The organism is Crateriforma spongiae (assembly GCF_012290005.1).
GTDB classification, from domain to species: domain Bacteria; phylum Planctomycetota; class Planctomycetia; order Pirellulales; family Pirellulaceae; genus Crateriforma; species Crateriforma spongiae.
Genome location: NZ_JAAXMS010000006.1, coordinates 240,330 through 263,777 on the forward strand (window position 1 = coordinate 240,330; position 23,448 = coordinate 263,777).

Genomic DNA, 23,448 nt, shown 5'->3' on the forward strand with positions numbered 1-23,448 from the left:
CAAATGCACGTGTGCCCGGGCCCATTCAGGTTCGGGCTGTTTTTTTACACCCCCACGCCGACATGAATCCACAAGACATTCTTCGCTACGTCGATTCCATGCATCGCGAGAAGAATATCGATACCGATCTGGTTTTTTCGGCAATCGAATCCGCGCTGCAATCGGCCGCGAAGCGTCAGTACGGCGAAGAGTCGGATATCACGGTCAATTTGGACCGCAGTAACGGCCGCATCATGGCGACGCTGGACGGTCAACCGTTGGGTGACGACCAGATCGGGCGTATCGGTGCCCAGACCGCCAAGCAGGTGATCATTCAAAAGGTCCGCGAAGCCGAACGCGATTCGTTGATGACCGAGTACCGCGAACAGATCGGCGAGATCGTCAGCGGCATCATCGGAAAAGCCGACGGCGGCGTTGCCACTGTCAATCTAGGTAATGTCGAAGCGATCTTGCCGCGCAGCGAACAGATCCCCGGCGAAACGTTGCACGCCAACGAACGCGTTCGTGCGATCGTGTTCGAAGTCCGCGCCGCGGGTAATCGCGTGCGGGTCGTTCTAAGCCGCACGCGGCCGCAGTTGGTCCAGCGTTTGTTCGAACAGGAGATCCCCGAACTGTCCGAAGGCGTGATCAGCATCAATTCGATCAGCCGCGAACCGGGGTACCGCAGCAAAGTGGCCGTCAGCAGTGTCGATTCTCAGGTCGACCCCATCGCCGTGTGCGTGGGTTATCGCGGCAGTCGGATCAAGGCGGTTCGCGAGGAACTGGCGGGCGAACACATCGACGTGGTGCGTTTCAGCGATGACCCGCAGGTCCTGATTCCCAATGCCTTGCAACCGGCGGAAGTCGAACAGGTTTTGCTGTGTGACTTGATCGGCCGGGCCATCGTGCTGGTTCAAGAAGACCAGTTGTCGTTGGCGATCGGTCGTCGCGGTCAAAACGTTCGGTTGGCTAGCAAGCTGTGCGGCTGGGACATCGAAATCATGACCGGCGGCGAGCTGGAAGAACAAATCGAACGCGCTGTGACGGGCTTTAGCCAGATCGATGGCGTCACCGAAGAGATCGCGCAGGCTTTGGTCGAACAAGGCTATCTGTCCTACGATGACCTGTCGGTGATCGAACCGGACGTGTTCGCGGAAATGAGCGGTTTGCCGCTGGAGACGATTGACCGGATCGTCGAAGTCGCCGAAGCAAGAGCCGAGGAAGCCGAGGAAGCGGCGGCCGAAGAACGGGCCCAGCGTCGCGAACGCGAGAAGGCGCAAAAGGCCGTGGAGGCTCAGGGCGGCGAAGCCCCGGCCGGTGAGGCTCCCGCCAGCGAAGCACCGGCGGATGAAGCGGCCGCCGAGCAAACGGCGTCGGCTGAAGCGGAGGCGGTGGAATCGGAAGCTGAATCACCCGAGCCACCGGTCGCAGAAGCGGAGGCTGAGCCAGCCGAAACTGAGGTTGCGGCCGAAGAAGTCGAAGCATCGGCGGAGGCCGAAGAGGTGGTTGCCGAATCGGCTGACGATTCAGCCGAGTCGGACGCATCGCAGGCCCAGCCGACGGCGGTCGGGCAAGACGGCGGTGACGTTGACGGTTCGGACGACCCCCAGCGGAACGAACCGAGCTGACGTCGTGTCGGGCCGTCAAGGCCGGGGATGTCGACCAACAAAGTCGGCGTGTCGGAGCCCCGAGTCGCGAAATTGACGGCTTTTGGCTACGGAAGCGGTTTCCCAATTGTGGAACCTTGCGTTATTCTACCCGACTGGCAGAGCCGCGCTCGCCGTCCCCCGATGGCATCCCACCGAAAGCGGACGCTTTGATTCTTCGGTAATTCCCCCCGGGATTCCTCACAGATCGATGAATCCCGGCGTTGGAGGACCAAGTTTATGTGACCGAATATTTGAACCAAGGATCGGGGTGCGCCGACGCATTGCCGATTCACCATTGATTTCCCCAGGATCTTACCCCCGTGCCCGTACGCATTTACGCGCTCGCAAAAGAACTGAACCTCGACAGCAAAGACCTTGTTGAAATTGTCAAGAAAGTCGGGCTGACCGGCAAAGGTTCGGCGCTGGCCAGCTTGACGGATGACGAAGCCGTCAAGGTACGCGAACACCTTTCCGGCGGCGGTGCTCCGGCTGGCAAGAAAGCCCCGGCCGCCAAAGCCGCTCGCGCCGATTCGAGCCCCGCGGCACCCGTTGCCGCTGTCCGCGACGCCGTTGTTCCCAGCGGGCGTCGCCCGATCACGATCCGAGGCGGACGTGGGGCAACCGATCGACGAAACGAGGCCACCGCGACGTCCGGTGACGTGACCACCGCCGATGCCCCCACCGGTTCCGGGGCCGACGAAGTTCCGGTTTCCGAAACACCGACGGCGGAAAAAGCATCCGCCCAGGCCAAACCGCCGGTCAAACCGCCACCGGCCATGCCGCCGCTGGAATCCGATGCAGCCGCCTCCGGTTCGGATGACGCCTCGGCCAAGGATCGCTCCGCCCCGACCGAACGCCCGGTGCCCAAGATGCCCAAGGCCGGTCCGCTGTCACGCGGCCCGCTGTCCAAGGATGCGTCGCCATCGCGTCCGGTTCCCAAGATGCCGGCCAAGTCAAACAAGCCGGCCGGCCAGCCGTCGGCGCCTGCGACGCCACCCAAAACCGAAAAGAAGGCGGCACCCGCTTCGCCGGCTGCCAAGTCCGGTGATTCGTCGATGGCCGAACGCATTGCCAGCCGCATGGGGTCCACCGGTAATCGCGTGGTGCCCAATCGCCCGGGACAGCCGGTGGCTCCGGTCCGCGGCCAAATGGGCGCCGGCAATCGCGTGCGGTCGCTGGATCGTCCACGACGTGGTGGTGGTGAAGGTGACGCCAATGTCAAAGGCGGCGGCGACGCCGGCAAGGGCAAGAAACGCGAACCCAAAATCAAAATCAATCTGGCCCAGCTGCCCGATGCTCCGGCCCCGGCCGAGAAGCCGGCTGCCAGTGGACCCGCTGCTCAAAAGCCCGATATCAAGCTGAGCAAAGACTTGATCGCCGGCCACAAGAAAGGCATGTCGGCACCGCTGCAAAAACTGGAATCGGAGGAAAAGGAACGCACCGCGGCCAAACGCGGCGGGGGCGGTCTGAAAGGTTTCAGTGGCCGCAAGAAGGGTGCGGAGGAAGAAGAAGAACGATCCGGCCGCAAGAAGGGCAGCTTGGCCGGCATGGCCAGCGCCCGCGCCGAACGTGTACGTGGCGGCGGTGGCCGTCGAAATCTGGGCACCGGGGATTACCGCGGTGGTCGCCGATCGGCCGGCAATTTCCGAAAGACCACGCTGAAGCGTAAGGGGACCAACACGGCCGCGCCGCGGAAGGAAAAGGTGACTTTGGAGTTGCCTTGTACTCTGCGTAGCTTCTGTGAAGCCGCCGGGGTTCCCGTTGCCCAAGTGCTGCGTGTCCTGATGGGCATGCAGATGATGGTCAATATCAACAGCGAAATTGATCTGGAAACCGCCGATTTGCTGGCGACCGAATTGGACCTGGATATCCAGCTGAAAGAAACCGAGACGCTGGAAGAAGAGGTCATCACCCAGCTGGAGGAGACCGAAGACGATCCGGAATCCTTGATTGCACGGCCGCCGATCGTGACGTTCCTGGGACACGTCGACCACGGGAAAACCAGCCTGCTGGATTACCTGATCGGAATCGACGTGGTCAGCGGCGAAGCCGGCGGGATCACCCAGCACATTCGTGCTTACCAGATTGACAAAGACGGCCAGCCGATCACGTTTGTCGACACGCCGGGCCACGAAGCGTTCACCGAAATGCGAGCCCGTGGTGCGAACGTCACCGATATCGCAGTGTTGGTCATCGCGGCCGATGACGGCATCATGCCGCAAACCGAAGAAGCGATTAGCCACGCCAAGGCCGCCGAAGTGCCGATCGTCGTCGCGTTGAACAAGATCGATCTGGAAGGCGTCGATCCGAACCGCGTGATGACGCAGTTGACCGAACACCAGTTGACGCCCAGCGAATGGGGCGGCGACGTGGAAGTGGTGCCCACCAGTGCGATCAAAGGTACCGGCATGGACACCCTGTTGGACACGTTGCTGACGGTGGCCGAACTGCACGAATTCACTGCCAACCCCAACCGTCAAGCTTTGGGCGTTTGTTTGGAAGCCGAACAGCACGGTGACAAGGGGGTGATTTCTAAACTGGTGGTTCAGAACGGTACGATGAAGGTCGGCGACATCATCGTTTGCGGTCCGGCCCACGGTCGTGTCCGTGCGATGACCGATCCGTTGACCGGAAAACCGATCACCGAAGCCGGACCGTCCACCCCGGTCAGTTTGACGGGCTTGGATCAACCGCCCGGTGCCGGTGACCGTTTCCACGTCTTGGATGACATTTCCAAGGCCCGTGAAATCGCCGCACAACGTGCCGAATCGTCCAGTCGCCAATCCCTGTCGGGCATCACCACCAAGGTGTCGTTCGAGAACTTCCAAGAAATGTTGATGGAAGGCAAACTGGGATCGCTGGAAGACAAGGTCAAGTTGAACATCATCGTTCGGGCCGACGTCAAAGGTTCGTTGGAAGCGATCGACAAGGAATTGGGCAAGTTCGATCACCCCGAGGTCGAAATCCGCGTGCTGCAACGCAGTGTCGGCGGGATCACCTTGGCCGACGTCACCCTGGCCAGCGCATCCGATGCGGTGATCATCGGTTTCAACGTCATCCCGGATGAACAAGCTCGGTCGATGGCGGACGAACGTGGCGTCGAAATTCGCCGCTATGACGTGATCTACAAGTTGACCGACGACATCAAGGCGATGATCGAAGGCCGCTTGAAGCCGGAAGAACGGGTCGTCGAATTGGGACGTGCGTTGGTCAAACAGACCTTCAGCATCAGCCGCGTCGGAACGATCGCCGGGTGCTATGTCGCCCAGGGCGTCATCGAACGTGGGTGCCGCATCCGCGTCAACCGCGACGGCCGGACCATCGGCGATTACGCCTTGGACACCCTGCGACGGGTGAAAGAGGATGTCAAAGAAGTCCCCCGCGGAATGGAATGCGGGATTCGATTGGCGAACTTCAACGACGTCAAACAGGATGACGTTCTGGAGGCTTACAAGATCGAAGAGGTTGCTCGTACGCTTGATTGATCCGTCCGACGGCCCTGTGCCTGATTTCGGCGGGATCGTCCGTGGCGGCGATCGACCTTGCGATGGTTTCGACCACCGGAGACGCTGGACGAAACGGATCACGGATCACAACGGCGGAACCCATCGCCGTGGTGCCGGCGGCCCGGGACATCGTCCGATTTCCGCGGATCATCGACCCGCGGCACGAATCGGCAACCCCCGGCAAAGATCCCACGCCATCGTTTTGGTTCGTCCGGACGCGTTCAAAATCCCGGCCTTCCACCACGCGATGAATGCGGCGATTTGGCAATCACGATCCGGATTGATTGCACGCGCGAGGGGGGGGATGCCGGGCCTGTCGAATCAATGCAGACGTGATCCCATCGGCACCGGACATCGCCACGATTTTCATCACGGCGATCCGTTCCGGCAAAACGGGTCCGCCGATCCGTTGGCCCCCGGGTGGGGAGGCACTTGGCGGTCGTGACGATCGCATCGGTGCGTTCCCCGCCACTAGCCGCCCGACGACCGACGTTGCAATGGTCGCCGGGCCCGCCCGAATTATTCTGACCTGTCCATCATCCACGAATCCTTATCGACCACCTTTGTCCAGCCGACGCCTATTGAAAGCCGCCGAAGCGATCCGCGAAGTCGTCGCCCAGGCCATCTTGACCGAACTCCGTGACCCCCGCGTCAAAGACGTGACGGTGGTGGGTGTCTCGGTCAGCCCCGACATGCGCGAAGCCAAAGTGGCCGTCAGCGTGATGGGCGATGAAAAGCAACAGAATCTGTCGCTGCGTGGTTTGCAGAACTCCGCCGGATTCTTGCAAAGCAAAATCGCCCAACGGATCGACACGCGTTACACGCCGCGGCTGCAATTCAGCCTGGACAAAGGCCAACACAACGCCATGGTCGTGGGTGAATTGCTGGCCAAGATCCGCCGCGAACAACAAGACGATTCTGACGACGACGGGGCCGACGATGTCGACACGTCGCCGTCCGATGACCAACCCACATCCTGATTGACGCTACCCACACAAACGAATGTCCGCAAGCAATCGCGCCAAGCTGATCGAAAAGCTTCACAAGGCACTGAAGAAGAACTACAAGGTGCCGCCCACGCAACCGTCGCGTCCACTGTTGGAACACGTGTTGTACGCGTCGCTGTTGGAAGACTGTCCCGCCGATCTGGCCGACGAAGGGATGGCCAAGCTGGAACAGGACTTCTTTGATTGGAACGAAGTCCGGGTGACGACCATCAGCGAATTGGCCCAGGTGTTGGGCCGACTGCCCGATCCGATCCGTGCCGCGTCACGGCTAAAAGGAAACCTGCAGGCGATCTTCGAGGAGTTCTACACGTTCGACCTGGATCACCTGAAGAAGGAAAACTTGGGCAAGGCCGTCAAAAAGTTTTCCGAGATGCCGTCGATGAGTTCGTTCGTGCTGGGATACACCATCCAGCACGGTTTGGGCGGTCATTCGATCCCGTTGGACTACAGCGCGATGGTCGTGATGTTGGTCTGTGGCATCGCGTCGACATCCGAAGCGTCGACCGGAAAGGTCCCCGGCTTGGAACGGGCGATTCCCAAGAGCAAAGGTTTGGAGTTTTGCGCGCTGTTGCACCAGTGTGCCGTCGACCTGAACCAAAACGCCAAAGACAAGACCGCGATGCAAACGCTGGTCGCCGTCGATAAGAACGCCGAAGCTAACTTGAAGGATTGGTTGTCCAGCAAGAAGGAAGCTCGCAAACGCGCCGCCGAACGTAAGGCAGAAGAAAAGGAAGCGGCACGCGAAAAGGCCAAGGCGGAAGCCGAATCGGCACAGCGGGCCGCGATGGAAGCCGCTGCTAAGAAATCGGCTTCCGCGTCGCGACGAACCAAGAAAGCCGCCGCTCAACCGTCGGCGGCCGAACAAGCCGCCGCCGAACAGGCCGCCGCGGCAAAGAAGGCCGCTTCGAAATCAAAGTCCAAGTCGACCAAGACGTCCAAGGCAAAGTCGGACAAGCCCAAGGCGGAAACCGCCAAGCCCAAAGACAGCTCGACCAAGACCAGTTCGACCAAGTCTGGCACGACGAAATCGTCATCGTCCACCAAGTCGGCTTCGTCGGGAAAATCGGCGTCGAAGTCCACCGCAAAAAAGAAATCGTCCACCACGGCTGATGCCGGAAAGAAGCCGGCCAAAACCAAATCGTCATCGACCGGTGACACCAAATCGGCGTCCAAGAAAGCGGCCAAAAAATCAAGCTCTCGTAAGCTGAGCAAACGCAAGCCGCGTTGACGGCCAGGTGGCGGATGGTGACGTTATCGGGTCGACGTCCCCGGACGTTGAAATCGAACCGATCTTAAAATCTTCTGTGCAACTGAATTGATACCGGAGTGTTTCCATGGCAGGCCACTCGAAATGGGCCAACATTCAACACCGCAAGGGACGCGTCGACGCGGCTCGCGGCAAGATGTGGAGCAAGCTGAGCAAAGCCATCATCATGGCCGCCAAATCCGGTGGCGGTGATCCGACGGCCAACTTTCGGCTTCGCAAGGCGATCGATGACGCGAAAGCCGTCAGTATGCCCAAGGACAATATCGAACGTGCTATCAAACGTGGTACGGGCGAATTGGACGGCGGGGACATGGAAGAAATCCTGTACGAAGGCTACGGCCCCGGCGGCGTCGCGGTGATGTGCGAAGCGATGACGGACAACCGGAATCGTACCGCCCCGGAGATGAAGCAACTGTTTTCCAAGTTCGGCGGTAATCTGGGAAACAGCGGCTGTGTGTCGTACTTGTTCGACCGCAAGGGCGTCGTGGTTTTTGATGACGGCGTGGACGAAGAACAGGTGACGATGATCGCCATGGAACACGGTGGCGAAGACATCGACCACAACGACGACGGCAAGCTGCAGGTGACCTGCACGCCCGACGCTTTTGACGGTCTGGTCGAGGCTTTCACCGATGCCGAGTTGGCGATCGATTACAGCGAAGTTTCACAGGTCCCCCAGACGACCGTCGATCTGGAATCGGACATGGCGCGAAAGGTGTTGTCGCTGCTGCAGGCGTTGGATGACCATGATGACGTCCAAAATGTCAGCACGAATCTGAACATCACCGACGAAGCGTTGCTGGAAGAAGACGCCTGAAAACCGGGCGGATGACCTAAGCTGGTCAAACTTTGACGGTTGTGTGGGCGCGGGCCGGTGCGCCCGGTTATTCGCTCCGACACTGTTCAAAGGTTCGTGTGGGTCGTGCCGATCGCAACGATATGCGTTCTGGTACACCCATCATCCGATTCCCGCGACAGGGCGTTGCCCCGTCGACTCGCTGGCGCCGCGGCCGATCGCTGCGACGCGGTCGACGATGGCTGGTGATCGCGCTAGGGGCAATCCAGGTGGTGGGGGCCACGCCGATGGCAGCCCAACCGCCTTGTCCGATCCGCTTGCCCGCGTCCGATTCCGGCCCTGCGACTGCCGACAGTCGCCTCCGTCCCGGTCAAAAGTCGTTTGATCTGGCGTCGGTTCGAATCCAGGTGACCGACGATTTCGCGTTGCCACCCGAATCGTCCGACGGGGCAGATGCCGTCGATCCGCCATCGCTGGGATCGGCTCAAGCGGAACCGACGCCGGTCGCACCGGTGGCTATTGATGCCCCATTTGTTCCCTTGGAAACGCCCGACACGGTGTTGCCACCAACACCCCAGGTGCCGGGTGATGTTTTTTCGCTGGCGACGCCGATCACCGACAATCACGGTTGGCTGGATCCGTATCGCGGCAGGGTGCTGGAGATTGAAACGGATGCCACGGATGTTACCGAGGCACCGAACGGCCAAAGCATCCCGTCGTCGGACGAAGTTCACCTTTGGTGGCAAGACGCCCTGAAGCAACCTTTGGGCATGTCGCCACGTGCGATCCCGGTCGACGTTTCTTGGCTGACCCGGACGGCACTGCAATCATCGCCGCTGGTTCAATCTTTGCTGACCCAGCCAAAGATTGACCAGACGGCGGTGGTGATCGCCGACGCGGAATTCGATGCCGCGGTTTATCTGGAAGGCAAGTTTGTTGACACCGATGAACCGGTCGGCGACACGTTGACGACCGGCCGCGCGTTCGGTCGCTACCGTGACGAAACGTTTTCCGCCGACGTCGGCATGAATCGCCAGTTGCGTGGCGGGGGAACGTTGGAAGCGGTACAGCGTGGTGGTTTTCAACAAAACAACAGCGACTTTCTGGTACCCAATCCTCAGGGAACCACACGGTTGGAACTGAACTATTCCCAACCGTTGCTGAAGAACCACGGACGTGCGGTCAACGAAATCAGCATCGTTCTGGCCAGCATCGACGTCCGATTGACGCGTGGCGAAGTCCGGCAAGCGTTGGAAAAGCATTTGGTGTCGGTCACCCGTGCGTATTGGGATCTATACCAGGCCCGTTGCGAATGGATGCAGCGGAGCCGCTTGCTGCGACGCACCGAAAAGCTGCATTCCATCGTCGTGGCACGTCAGCATGTCGATACGATCACACGGCAACGTTTGCGATCCGAGGCGGCTTTGGCCGAACGCCGCACGGGGCTAAGTCGTGCGGAGGCATCGATCGGCGACGCCCAAGCCAAATTACGGATGCTGACGGGCAGCGAGATTTTGCAGCACGACGTGCATGTCGAATTGACGCCCCAGGAAGTCCCACCGGCCGTGCTGATTCCCATCGCCACGCGTGATGCGGCGGTCATGGCGCTGGATAATCGTCCTGATTTGGATGTCGCAATGCAGCGGATTCGATCGGCATCGGCCAAGATCGGGGTCGCCAAAAATCAGGTTCTGCCGCGGCTGGATTTGTTGCTGACGGGATACGTCGCGGGTCTGGATTCACGCCGCGATACTTGGGGGGCCTTTCTGAACCAATTCTCCGACGGTGCACCCACCTACGCGGCCGGATTGCGCTGGGAATTGCCGGTCGGCAATCGCGCGGCGCGGGCACGATTGACGCGCAACCGTTGGGAATACTGTCGGGCGCTGGAAGAATTCCGACAAGCGACCGAGTCGGTGTTAGCCGATGTCGACATCGCCACACGCGAAACCAAGACCAGCTATCAAGAAATGTCGGCTCGCTATCAGTCGATTTTGGCCGCGCGTCGCGAAGTCGACTACTTGCAACAACGCTATGAACGCTTGGTCGAACCGCAACAGTCCGCAATCGTACTGATCGAAGACTTGCTGGACGCCCAACAGCGATTGTTCAACGCGGAAAAAGACTTTGTCGACGCGCAGGTGGCCTATGCGATGTCGTGGGTCGAATTACGTCGATCCATGGGGGTCTTGTTGCGGGCCGCGTCAAACCAAACGGATGACGTGGACGCTGTGCAACAGGTTGATGCACCGGAGATGATGTCTGGCGATGTCGTGGAGCTGACGCAATGATTCCGCGATTCACCATGGGTTTGGCACGCAAACGTGATCGCATGTCGATCGGGGACCGTTATCGCGTCGGGGTTCGTGAGATGGTTCGTCGTGGCTGCGACGAATTGACCCCGCTGTGTGAAGACGCCCATGATCGCTGGATGGGACGGTCACCACACCAGGTGCGCGATCAGTTCACCATGCTGCGTGGCCAGATCGTTGATGGCATCTTTGCGACCGACGATGCTTCGGTGTGGGCTGATTTGGCGGGATGCATTACCGCGGCGCTTCAGCACACGCTGGGCAAGCGTTTGTATCCGACTCAGATTCTAGCGGGATGGCATATCGCCGCCGGCCGGATCGCTCAAATGCAAACCGGTGAAGGCAAGACGTTGGCGTGTTTCTTGCCGGCTTGCCTGATGGCGGCAACCGGACGCGGTGTGCATGTGGTTTGTCCCAATGATTATCTGGCACAACGTGACGCTCAGTTGCTTTCGCCGGCTTTCGCATCGCTAGGGTTGGCGTGTGGTGTCGTTCTGGATGATCAGGATTCGGCGGCGAAAACGGATCTGTATCATGGCGACGTGGTGTATGCACCGGGCGCGGTGTTGGGGTTCGACTATTTGCGCGACCGATTGGCCGAAACACAGTGGATGCGGCTGGGGCGATCCCAACGTCTGGCCCAATCAGCGATGGGGCACGGACGGCCGCCTGCGATGATGCGTCCGTTGCACGCGGTCATTGTGGACGAGGCGGATCACGTATTGATTGACGACGCCGTGTCGCCACTGATTTTGTCACAGCGTCGTCAAGTCGGGCGGCAATTGGATGACCTGTTGATGTCGGCTCGTCGGGCCGCGATGCGGATGCAATCCGACATCGACTATGTGGTTCGTCAGGAGGATCGCCAAGTCGAATTCACCGCCGATGGGTTTCATCGCGTCTACGCCGATCAATGGCCCGTGGATGATGCAAGACTGAAAAGACCGTGGCATGACTACGTGCGTGCGGCGCTGTTGGCTCAGCACGTGTTTCAACGCGACCGTGATTACGTGATTCAAGATCAAACGGTCCAGATCGTCGATCGGTCCACCGGGCGAATCTTTGCCGACCGCAGTTGGTCCGGCGGCATCCACCAAGCGGTTGAAGCCAAGGAAGGTGTCCCGGTGACGGCCGAAACGGAATCGGCCAGCCAAACGACGCGGCAAGCCTTCTTTCGCCGCTATCAATGGATCGGCGGGATGACGGGGACATCGGATGGTTGTCAGCGGGAATTTGCTTCGGTGTATCGCTGTTGCGTCCAGACGATTCCGTTGCGTTTGGCCAGTCGCCGGTGTGTATTGGCCGACGCGATCTTTGCCGACCAAGATGCCAAGTTCCAGTGGATTGTTGATGAAGCGATGCATGCTTCGCGGATCGGTCGTGCGGTGTTGATCGGCACGCTAAGCATCGAACAGTCGCTGGCGATTTCCCAACTTTTTGATCGGTGCGGTGTCCGGCATCAGGTGTTAAGTGGGATTCAAGACCGTGGGGAAGCGGAGATCATCGCCGACGCCGGGCAAAGTGGTGCGGTGACCGTGGCGACCAGCTTGGCCGGACGCGGGACCGACATCGCATTGGATGCGACGACTCGGCAACGTGGCGGTTTGCACGTCATCGTGTGCGAACACCATCGTCTGGCTCGGGTGGATCGTCAGTTGATCGGTCGGTGCGCGCGTGGTGGCGATCCGGGGACGGCGCGGTTCTGTCTGGCCGCCGACGACGGAATCGCCCAAGGCCGCAACGACTGGTTCGGGGGCCTGATTCGCGGGCACGTTCGGTCGGCCGGAAACGGCGTGGCCGGATCGCATGACCACGGGGCGCTGGTTCATCCAGTCGATGTTCCGCCGGGGCAACTGCGTCAACACGTTTTGGATATTCAACAGAACCAACAACGCAACGAAACCGCCGCGCGGCTGGCAATGATGCGGCAACATCAGGTCGATCAGGCTTGGCAGACGTCACGGCCGGCCTGGCAACCCGATTCCGAGCTTTCCTTTCAAGGATGAATGTGATGCGTTTGTCGATCATGGTGCCGGCCATCGCATGGCTGGTTTGCACATCAATGGTTCGGGCCGAAGGCGTGCGGGGATTCTCCGAACCATATCGTCGCGTGATGGTTTCCGCCTCGGAGATGGGGACGTTGGCGGCGATCGACGTGGTCGAAGGACAGCATGTACAGCGCGATCAAGTTTTGGGCCAATTGGACGATCGCGTTCTGCAAGCCAGCTTGAAGATCGCACAAGCCGCCAAGGATGCCGAAGGAGCCCTGCGGGCCGCCAAGATCGACTTGGAAATCAAGAAGCGTCACTTGGAAGGCTTCGTCGAACTCAGTCAGGCGGGCAATGCAAGTGTCCGGGAAGTGGAGCGGGCCCAGGCGGACTTTGACCAAGCACTCGCGCGGGTTCAGGCCGCCGAAGAACAGATTTTGTTGCGGCAGCTGGAATACGATCGCACGATTCAGCAGATCGAACAACGCCGGGTTCGCGCGCCTTTTGATGGCATCGTGACGGAGATCATCAAGCGCCCCGGCGAATTCGTTTCCCCCACAGACCCGGTGATTTTCGAAGTGGTGCAACTGGATACGCTCCGGTGCAACCTGACGATTCCCAACGATCAGATCCAGCACTTGCGTTTGGGCATGGAAGTCAAATTGGTCGTGGGACAGCGGCAGGAACCCGTCACCGCGATGGTCGAATACATCTCGCCCGTCGTCGATCCACAAAGCGGAACGGTTCTGGTGAAGTTGCGAATCCCTAACAGTTCACAAGAGCTGAAGGCGGGGTTGGTTTGCCGTTTGGATTTGCCAGGTGATACACGCACCGCACGGTTGTTGCGGACCCGCTGATGCATTCGGTTCGCGTGCCTCAAGCCACGCGGATGGGATCGAGTGAACAGGAAGGTGGGAGTTCCGTGTCGCAGTATGAATCCATCACGAATCGCAGCAGCGACGCCGGCGGGCGGGCGGTGCCCGATCGTTCGCACTCTGGTTCGGCCGATGCGACGGCGGCGCTCGATGACGCCGTGCATTTGTTGTCCCGTTTGGGACAGGCCGGTGATTCGATCGATCCTGCCGCGGTCGTTTTGGCCGACGCTTTAGAGCTTCAGATCCGCTTGGAATCGCATCGTGACCTGCACGATGCCATGTGCGAAGCGGCCGGTTGGATGGGACGGTCGTGGGCGGCGCGGACGGTCATCGTCGGCTTCATCGATGCCCCCGAATCGCCTTGCCGCGATGCGATCGTCTGGCACTGTCAAACGGGGGAGGATCCCGAAGAAAGGATCGAAAGCAAGCTTGATTCGCAACAAGACGCCGCGCTGGACGAGGCGCTGCGGCGTGGCGAGCCCACGTGGTTCCCGCCACGGCATTCCGGCGATCGCTGTGGGGCTTTGGCGATCGAGCGATTGGCGAAATCGATCGATGCGACGCTGTTGCTGACCGCTCCCTTGGTCGACGAGCGGCTTCGTTGTTGTGGCGTGGTGTTGCTGGTCGATCCGTCACCACCCGATCCATCCATTTGCATTCAAAACCGCGTGGATGCGGTGGCGGTGCCGCTGGCGGAAAAGCTTGCGCAACTGCATCGGCATCGACCGTCACGACTGCAACGCTGGTTGGGGGACGTCGGCAATGCGATCAGCGGCCGAAGCGGCACGATTCTGTGGTGCTGCGTCGTGTGCGTGTGTTTGTTGTTGATGATTCCCGTTCCGTACAACATTCATGGCCAGTGTGAATTGCTGCCCAGCGGACGCCGTTTCGTGGTGGCACCGGTCGATGGTCCTTTGGAATCTTCGCGGGTGCGACGTGGGGATTCGGTCGCCCGGGGCGATGTGTTGGCCGTCATCAATGCGTCGGAGATGGATTTGGAATTGGCGGCGTTGGAAGCGGAATTGGCGCGTTCTCGCAAGGCAATCGACACCTATTTGGCGGAAAGCAAAACGGCACAACAACAGTTGGCGGAACTGGAAGCAGAACGCTTCGAACTGGAATCCCAATTGTTGCGGCATCGTCGCAGCCAACTGCAATTGACCAGTCCGATTGATGGAGTGGTCATCCGCGGCGATCTTCGTGACGCCGAAGACGCACCGCTGACGCGCGGTCAAACACTGTTTGAAGTCGCGCCTTTGGGACGTCAGCGTTTGGAGATCGCGATCCCACAAGCGGAAATCGCCTACGCCGCCGCGGGGTCAACGGCCACGTTTCGGCTTCACGCTTTTGCCGATCGCGATTGGATGACGACGGTGCGTCGCATTCACCGGACCGCTGATGTCAAAGACCGAGAAAACGTATTCATCGCCGAAGCGGTCATCGATGACCCGGAACATCTTTTGCGACCAGGCATGAAGGGGCGTGCCTGGATCGAATCGGGGACGGCTTCGTTGGGGTGGGTGATGTTGCATCGGCCCATCGCCCGGTTACGTGTCTGGTTGGGATGGTGATCGGATGGCGGAATCATGCGACACCTTGGATGTCATGACACGGCCGGTGCGTCTGGAACCGGGCTTGCGTTTTCGGCCCGTCCGCCAGCGTGGACGTTGGCTTTGTCAGATCGAACAACCGTCACAGCATCGCTTTTTCCGCATCGGACCGGCGGAATATGCGCTAATCAGTTTCTTTGACGGACAGACGACGTTGGCCCAGGCCTGTGCGATGGCGGCGGCCAAGTTGGGCTGCGATGCACCGTCGACCGAACGTGCCAAAAGCGTTTTGCAGTGGATGGTGCGTCAGCGTTTGGCGTCGTTTGCGGACAACAAAAATGACGTCCGGATCAACGAAACCGCCGCGCACTTGCGGCCGCGCGTCTCGTCGCATTCCGCCACGGCGGGGAACTCGGGCCGAACCGCCTGGTGGCACAGATTCAATCCGTTTTGGATCAAGGTGCCGTTGCCAAATGTTCATCGCGTTCTGGATTCGGCTTCGATCGCTGTGTTGCCGTTGTATCGAAGTCTCGGATGCATCCTTTGGTCGATGTTGATCCTGGTCGGACTGGGGATGGCATGGATTCAACGTGGCGAGTTACTATCCGGCGGAACCGACGTCTTTGATCCCGACCAGTGGGCCTACTTGATCGGCATTTGGCTGGTGCTGAAATTGGTTCACGAACTTGGGCATACCGCGGCGTGCCGGCGATACGGTGTGAAGGTTCGGCAGGCGGGGATTGTGGCCGTCTTGTTGATGCCGATGGTCTACGTGGATCTGACAGATGCTTGGATGTGTCGCAGTCGCCGTAAGCGGATGATCATCAGTGCCGCCGGAATCTATTTGGAACTAGGGATCGCGGCGATCGCCGTCTTGGGATGGACTTGGTCGGACGATCCGGTGCAACGATTGGTGTGTCACCAGGTGCTGTTCGCCGCTGGGGTTTCGACCGTGTTGTTCAATGCGAATCCCTTGATGCGTTTTGACGGCTATTACCTATTGGCCGACGCTTTCGATTTTCCCAATCTGTATTCCGTCGCACAGCAAAGGGTTGCGTCGGCAATGCGTTGGTTGTTGTTGGGCCAACGTCCACCGGATTTTGACGAACCGTGGTGGCGTCGCTGGGCGATCGATGCGTATGGATGGGCATCCCTATTTTGGAAGGGAATCATAGCGGTGACGTTGGTGATTGCTGCCGCCTGGATGTTTCAGGGCGCCGGCGTGCTGATCGCCATCCTGGGAATCACACAGTGGGTGGGGCGGCCCCTGGTCGCCGCGTTCAAAACCATGAAGCAAGAATCGGCGGGGACGTCGATGCTGCGACCGGCTTTCGTCACATTCGTCGGCGTGGGGCTGATCACAGGGATTGTGTTTTGGATGCCGTTTCCGACACGACTGGCGGCCCCCGCGGTGGTTCGATTCCCGCCGGAATGTTCGGTCCGCTGCGGCGTGGACGGGTTTGTCACCGCCGTGTTTGTCCGCGAAGGGCAATGGGTATCACCAGGCGATGTGTTGGCATCACTGGAAAATGATGCCTTGCGAATCGAACTGGCCGATGTGGAAATTCAGTTGCAACAGATCGAACAACAGCAACTGACTGCGATCCACCAACTGGATGCCGCCGCCGATCAGATCTTTCAACAGCGGCGGGCATCCCTGATCAGTCGTCGTGATCACCTGGCGGAACAGGTGGACCGTATGCGGCTGGTGGCGCATCGCCCTGGGCGAGTCGAAGCGCGCGGATTGCAAGAGCGTTTGGGGACGTACGTCCAGAAGGGCGATTCCTTGATGAAGATTGTCGATGACGGGCACAAAGAGGTGGTCGCATTAGTCAACCAAGCGGGCATTCGCACCGCACGACGATTCGAAGGTGACGCCACGATCTTTGCTAGCGAAGCGGTGGGGAATTTCACGGGAAAACTGGAACGCATTGAACCTCAGGCGACCGATCGATTGCCCACACCGGCTCTAGCGGCCACGTCCGGCGGGCCGATGGCGGTGCGAACGGATGAATCGCCAGAGGAGACGTTGGAGCCGAACGAAGGGCCCGGTGAATCCATCCGCTTGGTCGAACCGCACTTCATGGCAATTGCTAGGTTGGATGAGCCGACGGCGAAACGGGTACCCGCCGGATTGTTGGTGGAAGCACGACTGGGGTACCGCGACGAAACGATTGCACAGCGAGTTCGCACCGCTTTGTTGCAACGCTGGTACGACGACGCGGCCGATTCGAACCGTCGGTGAACGACAATTTCGCCGTCGTCTACGAAACCAATGATTGCACCTGGCGAATCAGACCGCGGTAGATCGTCGATTGCGTTAGGGGGCCTGTCAGTGTGACGATCGGCTGGCCGATGGCGATGTCGTCGGTCTGTGCGGGGATGTCGGTGCAACGGATCGGTTGGTCTTCTGCGTTCAACCGGCGGCACCACTGCTGGATCGCTTGCGAACACAGCTTTCCTTTTCGAAGCGAATAGACGATCCGTTTGAATCGTCGACTTGAATGAGCTGGATTCGGGACCCGCACCCAAGTATCGAGTCGCTCGGTTTGTGCCCGAACATGCCAGCGGATCAGCGATGGTTGCGTGGCCGGGCTGGAACCGGAGGACTCCGGTGCAAGAGTGTGTTCGACTAGTTCCATCGACGCGGACCACCGTGGATTGACTTCCAATAACCACGGTGGCTGGTCCCCTGAAAGAACGACATCCGTATTGAACAGGCCGCGGTATCCGGTTCGTTTCACCAGGCGTTGGCCAAGACACCGCAGCCGATCTTGTGTCAACGGTTGCAAGGGCATCGGGCCGAGGGAACCGGCATAGATGAACGGCAGATCGCCGAAACTTGTCGTGATGGTTCGGCACGCCCCCAGCAGTATTGCTTCGGTCCCATCAGCGATGAAGGTTACGCCGTACGTTCGCCCGGCGACCCATTGTTGTTGAAACGTCATGCCGCCTTGGGGTTTGCGATTCGGATCCGACCATCGGACGCCCAAGCCGCCTGTGCCCGTCATCAATTTTTCCAGCCAGCGGTCATGGTCGATCGATTGCCGCCGGTGTTGGTGCGGACTGTTTTCTTCATCGGCGATCGAACGAGTCGTGGGAAATCGACAACCCGATTCCGCGGCCAACTGAGCCCAAAGATCGCGGGAGCGGATGGGTTGTGTTTCGCGCCCCAACGCATGATCGACTTCGACGTCGGGCGGAGTGATCAGATCACCGGCGGCGACAACGGCCGCGTCTGGCCACCGGGTCTTGGCCCGGCGAAGGGCGGTCGCGATCTGGTGCGGACCGGAAATCTGCTGGAATTCTTCGCAAAGTTCCCGAGTGTCCGCGTCGCCGAATCGGTCAATTCCCCAAATTCGCAGGCCTCCACGGCGGGCCGACGCGGCGGCGGATCGCACCGACGCCCCCATCAGAATGACTTTGCCGGCCGCAGCGGCCGAATCGGTCGTTTCGGATGGTTCGCCGCCGGGGTTCGGCTGCGGTTTTGGATCGTCCGGGATCGCGTCAGGTGCTTGCATCACGGTGCCGCTCTGCTACGTTCATCACTTCCATGGCCCACCCCCGCCCCCTCGAAATTACATTCTTGAAAGGTACCGACACTCATGCAGTTTTACATCGGCGAAGCCCTGGTCGGCGACGGCAACGAAGTTGCCCACATTGACTTGATGATCGGCAGCAAGAACGGCCCGGTTGGAACCGCATTTGCCAATGCGTTGTCGACCCAGAGTGACGGTCACACCAATCTGCTGGCGGTTCTGGAACCCAACGTTGCTGTGAAGCCGTCGACGGTCATGATCACCAAGGTCACGATCAAGGGCATGAAGCAAGCCGTGCAGATGTTCGGTCCCGCTCAAGCCGCTGTGGCCAAGGCTGTTGCCGATTCGGTCGCCGACGGCGTGATCCCCAAGGACCAAACCGAAGAATTGGTTTGCGTCTGTGGCGTGTTCATTCACCCGGCCGCTGAAAGTGACGAAAAGATCTATACGTACAATTACGAAGCCACCAAGCAAGCGATCGCTGCCGCGATGAAGAACGAACCGTCGGCCGATCAAATGTTGGCCAAGAAGGACAGTGCGGCGCACCCGTTCAAGGGCTTCTAGTCTTGGCGGGTTCGCCCGCTTGCAACGACGCCAACGACTTTCAATTGTTCCCCGGCCGCGCAGTTATTGCCGGTCGGGGTTTTCTTTGGATACACCATGCCCAAAAAGATTCTGTTGCAGTTTGACACCGGCGATCATGCCAGTTCCTTTGATTCGGTGGTGGCAATCGATTCCGGAGTGGATCACCTGTTGACCTATCGTGACGTTCATCCGTCGGCGGTGCGTGGTCTGGTTCACGGTGCGATGTTCACACGTGGTGGTGACGACTTGGCATCGACCGCGATTTTCATCGGCGGCGAAGACGTCCAAGATGCCGAGAAGTTGTTGCAGTCGGTGCGCAACACCTTCTTTGGGCCCGTCCGCGTTTCGGTGATGTTGGATGCCGGCGGCTGTAACACGACGGCCAGCGCGGCGGTGGTCGCGGCGGGACGACACGTCGAACTGGGACAAGCCAAAGCGGCGGTGTTGGGCGGTACCGGACCGGTCGGTCGACGCGTCGCTCAGTTGCTAGCCGGTGAAGGCGCCGACGTGGTTTTGACCAGCCGTTCGCAGGAGCGTGCCGAAGCCGCGTGCCAAGACATTCGTGAAAAAGTGGGGGCGGATCAAGCATCCACCGCGACGCTGACCGCTGCGGCACCCCGCGGCGAAAACGATTTGAAACAAGTGATGGCAGATCGCGACTGCGTGATTGCTTGCGGGGCCGCGGGGGTCCAGTTGTTGTCCGCCCAGGTGGTGGAATCGATGTCCGATCTGGCAGTTGCGATCGACCTGAATGCGGTCCCGCCGGCGGGCATCGAAGGCGTGTCGATGACGGACAAGGCCGTGCCTGTTGGCAGCGGTGTCGGATACGGCGCGATCGGAGTGGGTGGTTTGAAGATGCGAACGCACGTCCAGGCGATCGAGCGGTTGTTCACGGCGAACGATCTGGTGCTGGATGCCGAAGAGATCTATGGAATTGCAAAAACAATCGGGTGACAAGTCGTTGCACCGGAGCCGGCCGGCGTGAAAAACTGGTTTCACGCCGGTCGCGTCGGGGGCATTAGCGGTGTGAAACTTGATCTTTCGTGTTTGACTTGTTTTCCGCACAAAATCTGGGTCAATTTTCGCGGATTGATCTTGCACGGCGTTTTCGCCATTTGGCAATTTGCCCCGGTCTATGGATCTGTCTTTGATAGTTCGAAAGAGATCAGGGTTATTCCCGCCATGCGATCAAATACCACTTGCCCACCCCATCGTTTTCAACGAACGACCCGTCGTTGCATCGCCATCGCCGCTTTGGCATTCAGCATTTGTGTCAATGCCACGGTCGCGAATGCACAGGAACCGTCCGGCGTCTTCAGTGGCGACAGCGCCACACCGCCGGCACCGACCTTTGGTGAAATGGCGTCGAAGATGAATCCGATGAACTGGCAGATGCCCAAGTTCAAAATGCCCAGCTTTTCGGGTGTCATGCCCGGACAAGAGGACAAGGACCGGATCATCAAGAAGAAGGACAGCCTGTTTTCCGACGTCGGCGCCACGGCCAAACGCAGCTGGACGCGGACCAAGGAAGTGCTGAATCCTGCAAGGCTGAACCCGATGAACATGTTCGCCGGAAACGCATCGAAACCGGTGACGACCGAGACGAAGAAGCCGGGCTTCTTTGGGTCGCTGTTCGCACAGCCGGAACCAGAAGAAAAGGTCGCTACCGTGGGTGAATTCCTGAGCCAGGACCGCATCCGTTAAAATCGTGTCGAACCGACCGCCCGATGTTTTTGATCGGGACGGCCCGACTTGTCCGGCGACCTTGGTCGGACGATGATGCACGTGGGGCGACGACTGGACCATTGGATCTCGTCGTCGCGGAACCAACACGCCACGATCAAGTGCATCTAACATGGCCATGCCTCCCTGGACCGTCGAACTTCTGTATCGCCAGATTTCTGACGCCGCGAAACAAGCACAGCAGTCCGAGACGATCGACAAGATCAAGTCTCGCGCATCGGAACTTGTCCAAGACCTGCCCGAATCAGCAGCACGCGGCATCGAATCGGCCGGGCGTCGTTTAGATCGGCTGATGAAGTCGGCGGAACAATCGACCAAGGCGTTCCGACAGTGGTCCGAAAAATTCAACGCGGTGACGTTGCCCTGCGTCAATGCGACCGGGACGTTGTTGGACCCGCGTTGCAGTCCGCCGATCAATGAAATCGTCGTGGCCGCGGGTATCGAAGCGATGCAAGGCAATCGTGTTTGCGATACCTCGCTGGATCTTCGGTTGCATCGACATTTGCACCAAGCCATGAACTTGGGCGACGATCAGGACGTTGCCGTGGCCGCATCCATGTCGGCGGCACTGATGGCGGTGTCGACGATTTCGCTGGATCGCCCGTTCTTGGTGCCCCGCAGCGAAGTTTTTCGCGTCGATGGTCGGCCCACGTCGGATTTGTTGGGCGGGGTTTTCGCAATGACCGCAGAAATTGGCGACAGTCGAACATTTGTTGCCGAGGATTTGGCCGGCAATCCCGATGCGATTCTGATCCGCGGCGACAGCGGGGCGGCGCCGATTTCCTGGGACACCGTTGCGGCGGATGATCAACCTTGGGCGGCGGTGCTACGTTGCGGGACGCTGCGCGGCGGCGGCGATCCGGCAACGGTTGGATCGATCGAAGGCGGTGATCTGGCTTCCGTTGGCGATCTGTTGAATCAGGGAGCCGAATTTGTTGTGGTCCCCGGTGATGGTTTGATCGGCGGTCCGGCTTCGGGCGTGATCGTCGGGAAGAAATCGGTGTTGGCCGACATCATCGGTCACGAGTCTTGGTCCGCATGGTCCGCGGGCATCGCGACGATTGCGATGTTGTGTGAAGCTTGTGAACGTCAAGCGTCGGCCGCAGTTGATGGATCCGCCGCATTGTCGATGCTGAACACATCGGTCGGAAACCTGAAGGCACGATGCGAACGCTTGGCGACGCGACTGAGTGCGACGGAAATCGAACAGACGATTCAGATCACTGATCGGCCGGCCGGAATCATCGCGGACGGTCGCTGGCAATTGCCGTCGCGACAGATTGAATTGCGACGTCCAGGTTTGGACGCGAAAGCCTGGGCTGAAAAGCTGGCCCAGCATCACCCGTCTGTCTTGGTAGACGCCGAAGACGATGCGCTGCGGATCGATTTGCGTTGGGTCAACCCGGCCGATGACGGGCGAATCGCCGAAGCGATTCTGGATTAGTGGGATGTGTCAGGATCCCGTGTATCGAACGCGGACGCGGTGGGTGGCTTTGACCGTCTGTAGCTGAAGTCGTCGGTTGGCGAAACGCAATGGATTGATCTTGTGCGCCGATTAGGTGTCGGTCGATGCGTCGTCAAACATCGACGGCGTGCTGACGGCGGTGGCCTGTTTCTTTTTGGGTTTCTTGGCTTTATCCGCCAAGCGACGACCTTTGGATGTTGATGGTGCGCTGCGTTTGGGATCGGATGCACCGACCAGCGGATCGCCGACACGGGTTTCGTCCAGACGCTGTTGCCCGCGGCCGGCATAGTCCACCGACATTTCCAGTGCGATCGCTTTTCGTGAAAGCTTTTTCGCGACAACCGCCGTTGAACCGCTGCCAGAAAACGGGTCCAAGACGACTTCGCCCGGTCGGCTGCAAGCACGGATGATCCGGCCGAGCAACTGTTCGGGCATTTGGCATCCGTGGAAACCGGCGCGTTCTTTAAAGGTGCCGGCGACGCGGGGAAAGTACCATGTGTCTTCGTCTTCGGCGAAGCCTTCGGCCAGGTCCTGTGGCCTCAGAATCCACGTGTCGTCGGGCAACCGGCCTTTGGGGTTCGCTCGGCGATCGCCGTATACCAGTTGGCGTGCCGATGGGACACGGACATCGGGATCGTCCGCGTTGAAGACGAAGTGGTCCGGGTCTTTGACGAAGTAGAACAGGTGTGCGTGGGAACGGGTGAATTTGTTTTTGCAGTTCACGCCGAACGTGTAATACCAGATCACCCAATTGCGACAGTGAAAGCCGACCTTCTGGGATTCGATTTTCAGTTCCGCGGCAAATTCGTCACCGATTGCCAGCCAGAACGTGCCGTCGTCTTTCAAAACACGGTGGACTTCGCTGATCCACTGGTTGGACCATTTCAGGTAATGGTCCACCGGCATGCGATCGTCATAGATGTCGTAGTCATAGCCGATGTTGAACGGCGGGTCAGCGAACGCCAAGTCGATGCTGCCGTCGTCCAACTGTTTCATCAGTTCGACGCAGTCGCCTTGATGAATTTGATCAAGCTTTAACACGGATGCTGTCCATCGTTACACGGCGTTTGACGCGAGCGCGGGACGCTGTGTCATCGCCGCGTCATCGAAACGACCGAAAGCCAGCGGAGGCGGACTTTCGGTCGTCGCAAGTGATGTTGGGATGACGATCAATTTTGGGTCTGCAA

General features: G+C 59.6%; 16 protein-coding genes. 14 read left to right on the forward strand and 2 right to left on the reverse strand.

All coding sequences use genetic code 11. From position 1 onward, the window contains the following. Nucleotides 1–62: 62 nt before the first annotated feature. The 10 genes from nusA (at nt 63) to HFP54_RS17445 (ending at nt 17,174) form a co-directional block, all read left to right on the forward strand. Nucleotides 63–1,607, forward strand: coding sequence for a transcription termination factor NusA (nusA, locus tag HFP54_RS17400; RefSeq protein ID WP_168566141.1), 1,545 nt, complete (start codon nt 63–65; stop codon nt 1,605–1,607). Between the two features lie 341 nt (nt 1,608–1,948). Continuing rightward, on the forward strand, nt 1,949–5,113 hold the full coding sequence (gene infB, locus HFP54_RS26230) for a translation initiation factor IF-2 (protein ID WP_168566142.1): 3,165 nt from the start codon (nt 1,949–1,951) through the stop codon (nt 5,111–5,113). A 584-nt stretch (nt 5,114–5,697) separates the two neighbouring features. Next, nucleotides 5,698–6,114 carry a 30S ribosome-binding factor RbfA gene (gene rbfA, locus HFP54_RS17410; protein ID WP_146414597.1) on the forward strand — a complete coding sequence of 139 codons (417 nt, stop codon included), beginning with the start codon at nt 5,698–5,700 and terminating at the stop codon, nt 6,112–6,114. A 22-nt stretch (nt 6,115–6,136) separates the two neighbouring features. Then, nucleotides 6,137–7,369, forward strand: a complete 1,233-nt coding sequence (locus HFP54_RS17415) for a hypothetical protein (protein WP_168566143.1) — start codon at nt 6,137–6,139, stop codon at nt 7,367–7,369. A gap of 106 nt (nt 7,370–7,475) precedes the next feature. Next, nucleotides 7,476–8,225 carry a YebC/PmpR family DNA-binding transcriptional regulator gene (locus HFP54_RS17420; RefSeq protein ID WP_146414595.1) on the forward strand — a complete coding sequence of 250 codons (750 nt, stop codon included), beginning with the start codon at nt 7,476–7,478 and terminating at the stop codon, nt 8,223–8,225. A gap of 386 nt (nt 8,226–8,611) precedes the next feature. Continuing rightward, entirely contained in the window at nt 8,612–10,495 is a 1,884-nt protein-coding gene (locus HFP54_RS17425) for a TolC family protein (RefSeq protein WP_168566144.1), read from the forward strand. Then, nucleotides 10,492–12,522, forward strand: coding sequence for a preprotein translocase subunit SecA (locus HFP54_RS17430; protein ID WP_168566145.1), 2,031 nt, complete (start codon nt 10,492–10,494; stop codon nt 12,520–12,522). Before HFP54_RS17425 ends, HFP54_RS17430 begins: the two co-directional genes overlap by 4 nt. A 5-nt stretch (nt 12,523–12,527) precedes the next feature. Then, nucleotides 12,528–13,361, forward strand: coding sequence for an efflux RND transporter periplasmic adaptor subunit (locus tag HFP54_RS17435; RefSeq protein ID WP_168566146.1), 834 nt, complete (start codon nt 12,528–12,530; stop codon nt 13,359–13,361). A 65-nt stretch (nt 13,362–13,426) separates the two neighbouring features. Then, complete coding sequence (locus tag HFP54_RS26235) at nt 13,427–14,950, forward strand: efflux RND transporter periplasmic adaptor subunit (protein ID WP_168566147.1); 1,524 nt, start codon at nt 13,427–13,429, stop codon at nt 14,948–14,950. A gap of 4 nt (nt 14,951–14,954) precedes the next feature. Continuing rightward, nucleotides 14,955–17,174 carry a site-2 protease family protein gene (locus tag HFP54_RS17445; RefSeq protein WP_168566148.1) on the forward strand — a complete coding sequence of 740 codons (2,220 nt, stop codon included), beginning with the start codon at nt 14,955–14,957 and terminating at the stop codon, nt 17,172–17,174. A gap of 19 nt (nt 17,175–17,193) precedes the next feature. Here the strand turns inward: HFP54_RS17445 and HFP54_RS17450 are convergent, their stop codons facing one another. Then, the gene (locus HFP54_RS17450; protein WP_168566149.1) at nt 17,194–18,450 is read right to left on the reverse strand and encodes an ATP-grasp domain-containing protein; all 1,257 of its coding nucleotides are present in this window, start codon (nt 18,448–18,450) and stop codon (nt 17,194–17,196) included. 84 nt (nt 18,451–18,534) lie between these two features. On the opposite strand from HFP54_RS17450, the gene fae reads away from it, so the two are divergent. From fae to HFP54_RS17470, 4 genes are all read left to right on the forward strand, one after another. Then, nucleotides 18,535–19,032: a formaldehyde-activating enzyme gene (fae, locus tag HFP54_RS17455; RefSeq protein ID WP_145296356.1), complete on the forward strand. Its 498-nt coding sequence runs from the start codon at nt 18,535–18,537 to the stop codon at nt 19,030–19,032. A gap of 96 nt (nt 19,033–19,128) precedes the next feature. Beyond that, nucleotides 19,129–20,007: an NAD(P)-dependent methylenetetrahydromethanopterin dehydrogenase gene (locus HFP54_RS17460; RefSeq protein WP_168566150.1), complete on the forward strand. Its 879-nt coding sequence runs from the start codon at nt 19,129–19,131 to the stop codon at nt 20,005–20,007. A 228-nt stretch (nt 20,008–20,235) separates the two neighbouring features. Beyond that, nucleotides 20,236–20,757, forward strand: a complete 522-nt coding sequence (locus tag HFP54_RS17465; RefSeq protein ID WP_235951984.1) for a hypothetical protein — start codon at nt 20,236–20,238, stop codon at nt 20,755–20,757. A 157-nt stretch (nt 20,758–20,914) separates the two neighbouring features. Then, complete coding sequence (locus tag HFP54_RS17470; protein ID WP_168566151.1) at nt 20,915–22,240, forward strand: PLP-dependent aminotransferase family protein; 1,326 nt, start codon at nt 20,915–20,917, stop codon at nt 22,238–22,240. Nucleotides 22,241–22,351: 111 nt separating this feature from the next. Here HFP54_RS17470 and HFP54_RS17475 read toward each other — a convergent pair whose 3' ends face one another. Next, entirely contained in the window at nt 22,352–23,302 is a 951-nt protein-coding gene (locus tag HFP54_RS17475) for a DNA-methyltransferase (RefSeq protein ID WP_315853923.1), read from the reverse strand. Nucleotides 23,303–23,448: the final 146 nt, after the last annotated feature.

Excerpts from the sequence above, each read along its gene's own strand:
- nusA (WP_168566141.1), top strand. The coding sequence starts at position 63 with ATGAATCCACAAGACATTCTTCGCTACGTCGATTCCATGCATCGCGAG.
- HFP54_RS17415 (WP_168566143.1), top strand. The coding sequence starts at position 6,137 with ATGTCCGCAAGCAATCGCGCCAAGCTGATCGAAAAGCTTCACAAGGCA.
- HFP54_RS17420 (WP_146414595.1), top strand. The coding sequence starts at position 7,476 with ATGGCAGGCCACTCGAAATGGGCCAACATTCAACACCGCAAGGGACGC.
- HFP54_RS17430 (WP_168566145.1), top strand. The coding sequence starts at position 10,492 with ATGATTCCGCGATTCACCATGGGTTTGGCACGCAAACGTGATCGCATG.
- HFP54_RS17435 (WP_168566146.1), top strand. The coding sequence starts at position 12,528 with ATGCGTTTGTCGATCATGGTGCCGGCCATCGCATGGCTGGTTTGCACA.
- HFP54_RS17445 (WP_168566148.1), top strand. The coding sequence starts at position 14,955 with ATGGCGGAATCATGCGACACCTTGGATGTCATGACACGGCCGGTGCGT.
- HFP54_RS17450 (WP_168566149.1), bottom strand. The coding sequence starts at position 18,450 with ATGCAAGCACCTGACGCGATCCCGGACGATCCAAAACCGCAGCCGAAC.
- fae (WP_145296356.1), top strand. The coding sequence starts at position 18,535 with ATGCAGTTTTACATCGGCGAAGCCCTGGTCGGCGACGGCAACGAAGTT.
- HFP54_RS17460 (WP_168566150.1), top strand. The coding sequence starts at position 19,129 with ATGCCCAAAAAGATTCTGTTGCAGTTTGACACCGGCGATCATGCCAGT.
- HFP54_RS17465 (WP_235951984.1), top strand. The coding sequence starts at position 20,236 with ATGCGATCAAATACCACTTGCCCACCCCATCGTTTTCAACGAACGACC.
- HFP54_RS17470 (WP_168566151.1), top strand. The coding sequence starts at position 20,915 with ATGCCTCCCTGGACCGTCGAACTTCTGTATCGCCAGATTTCTGACGCC.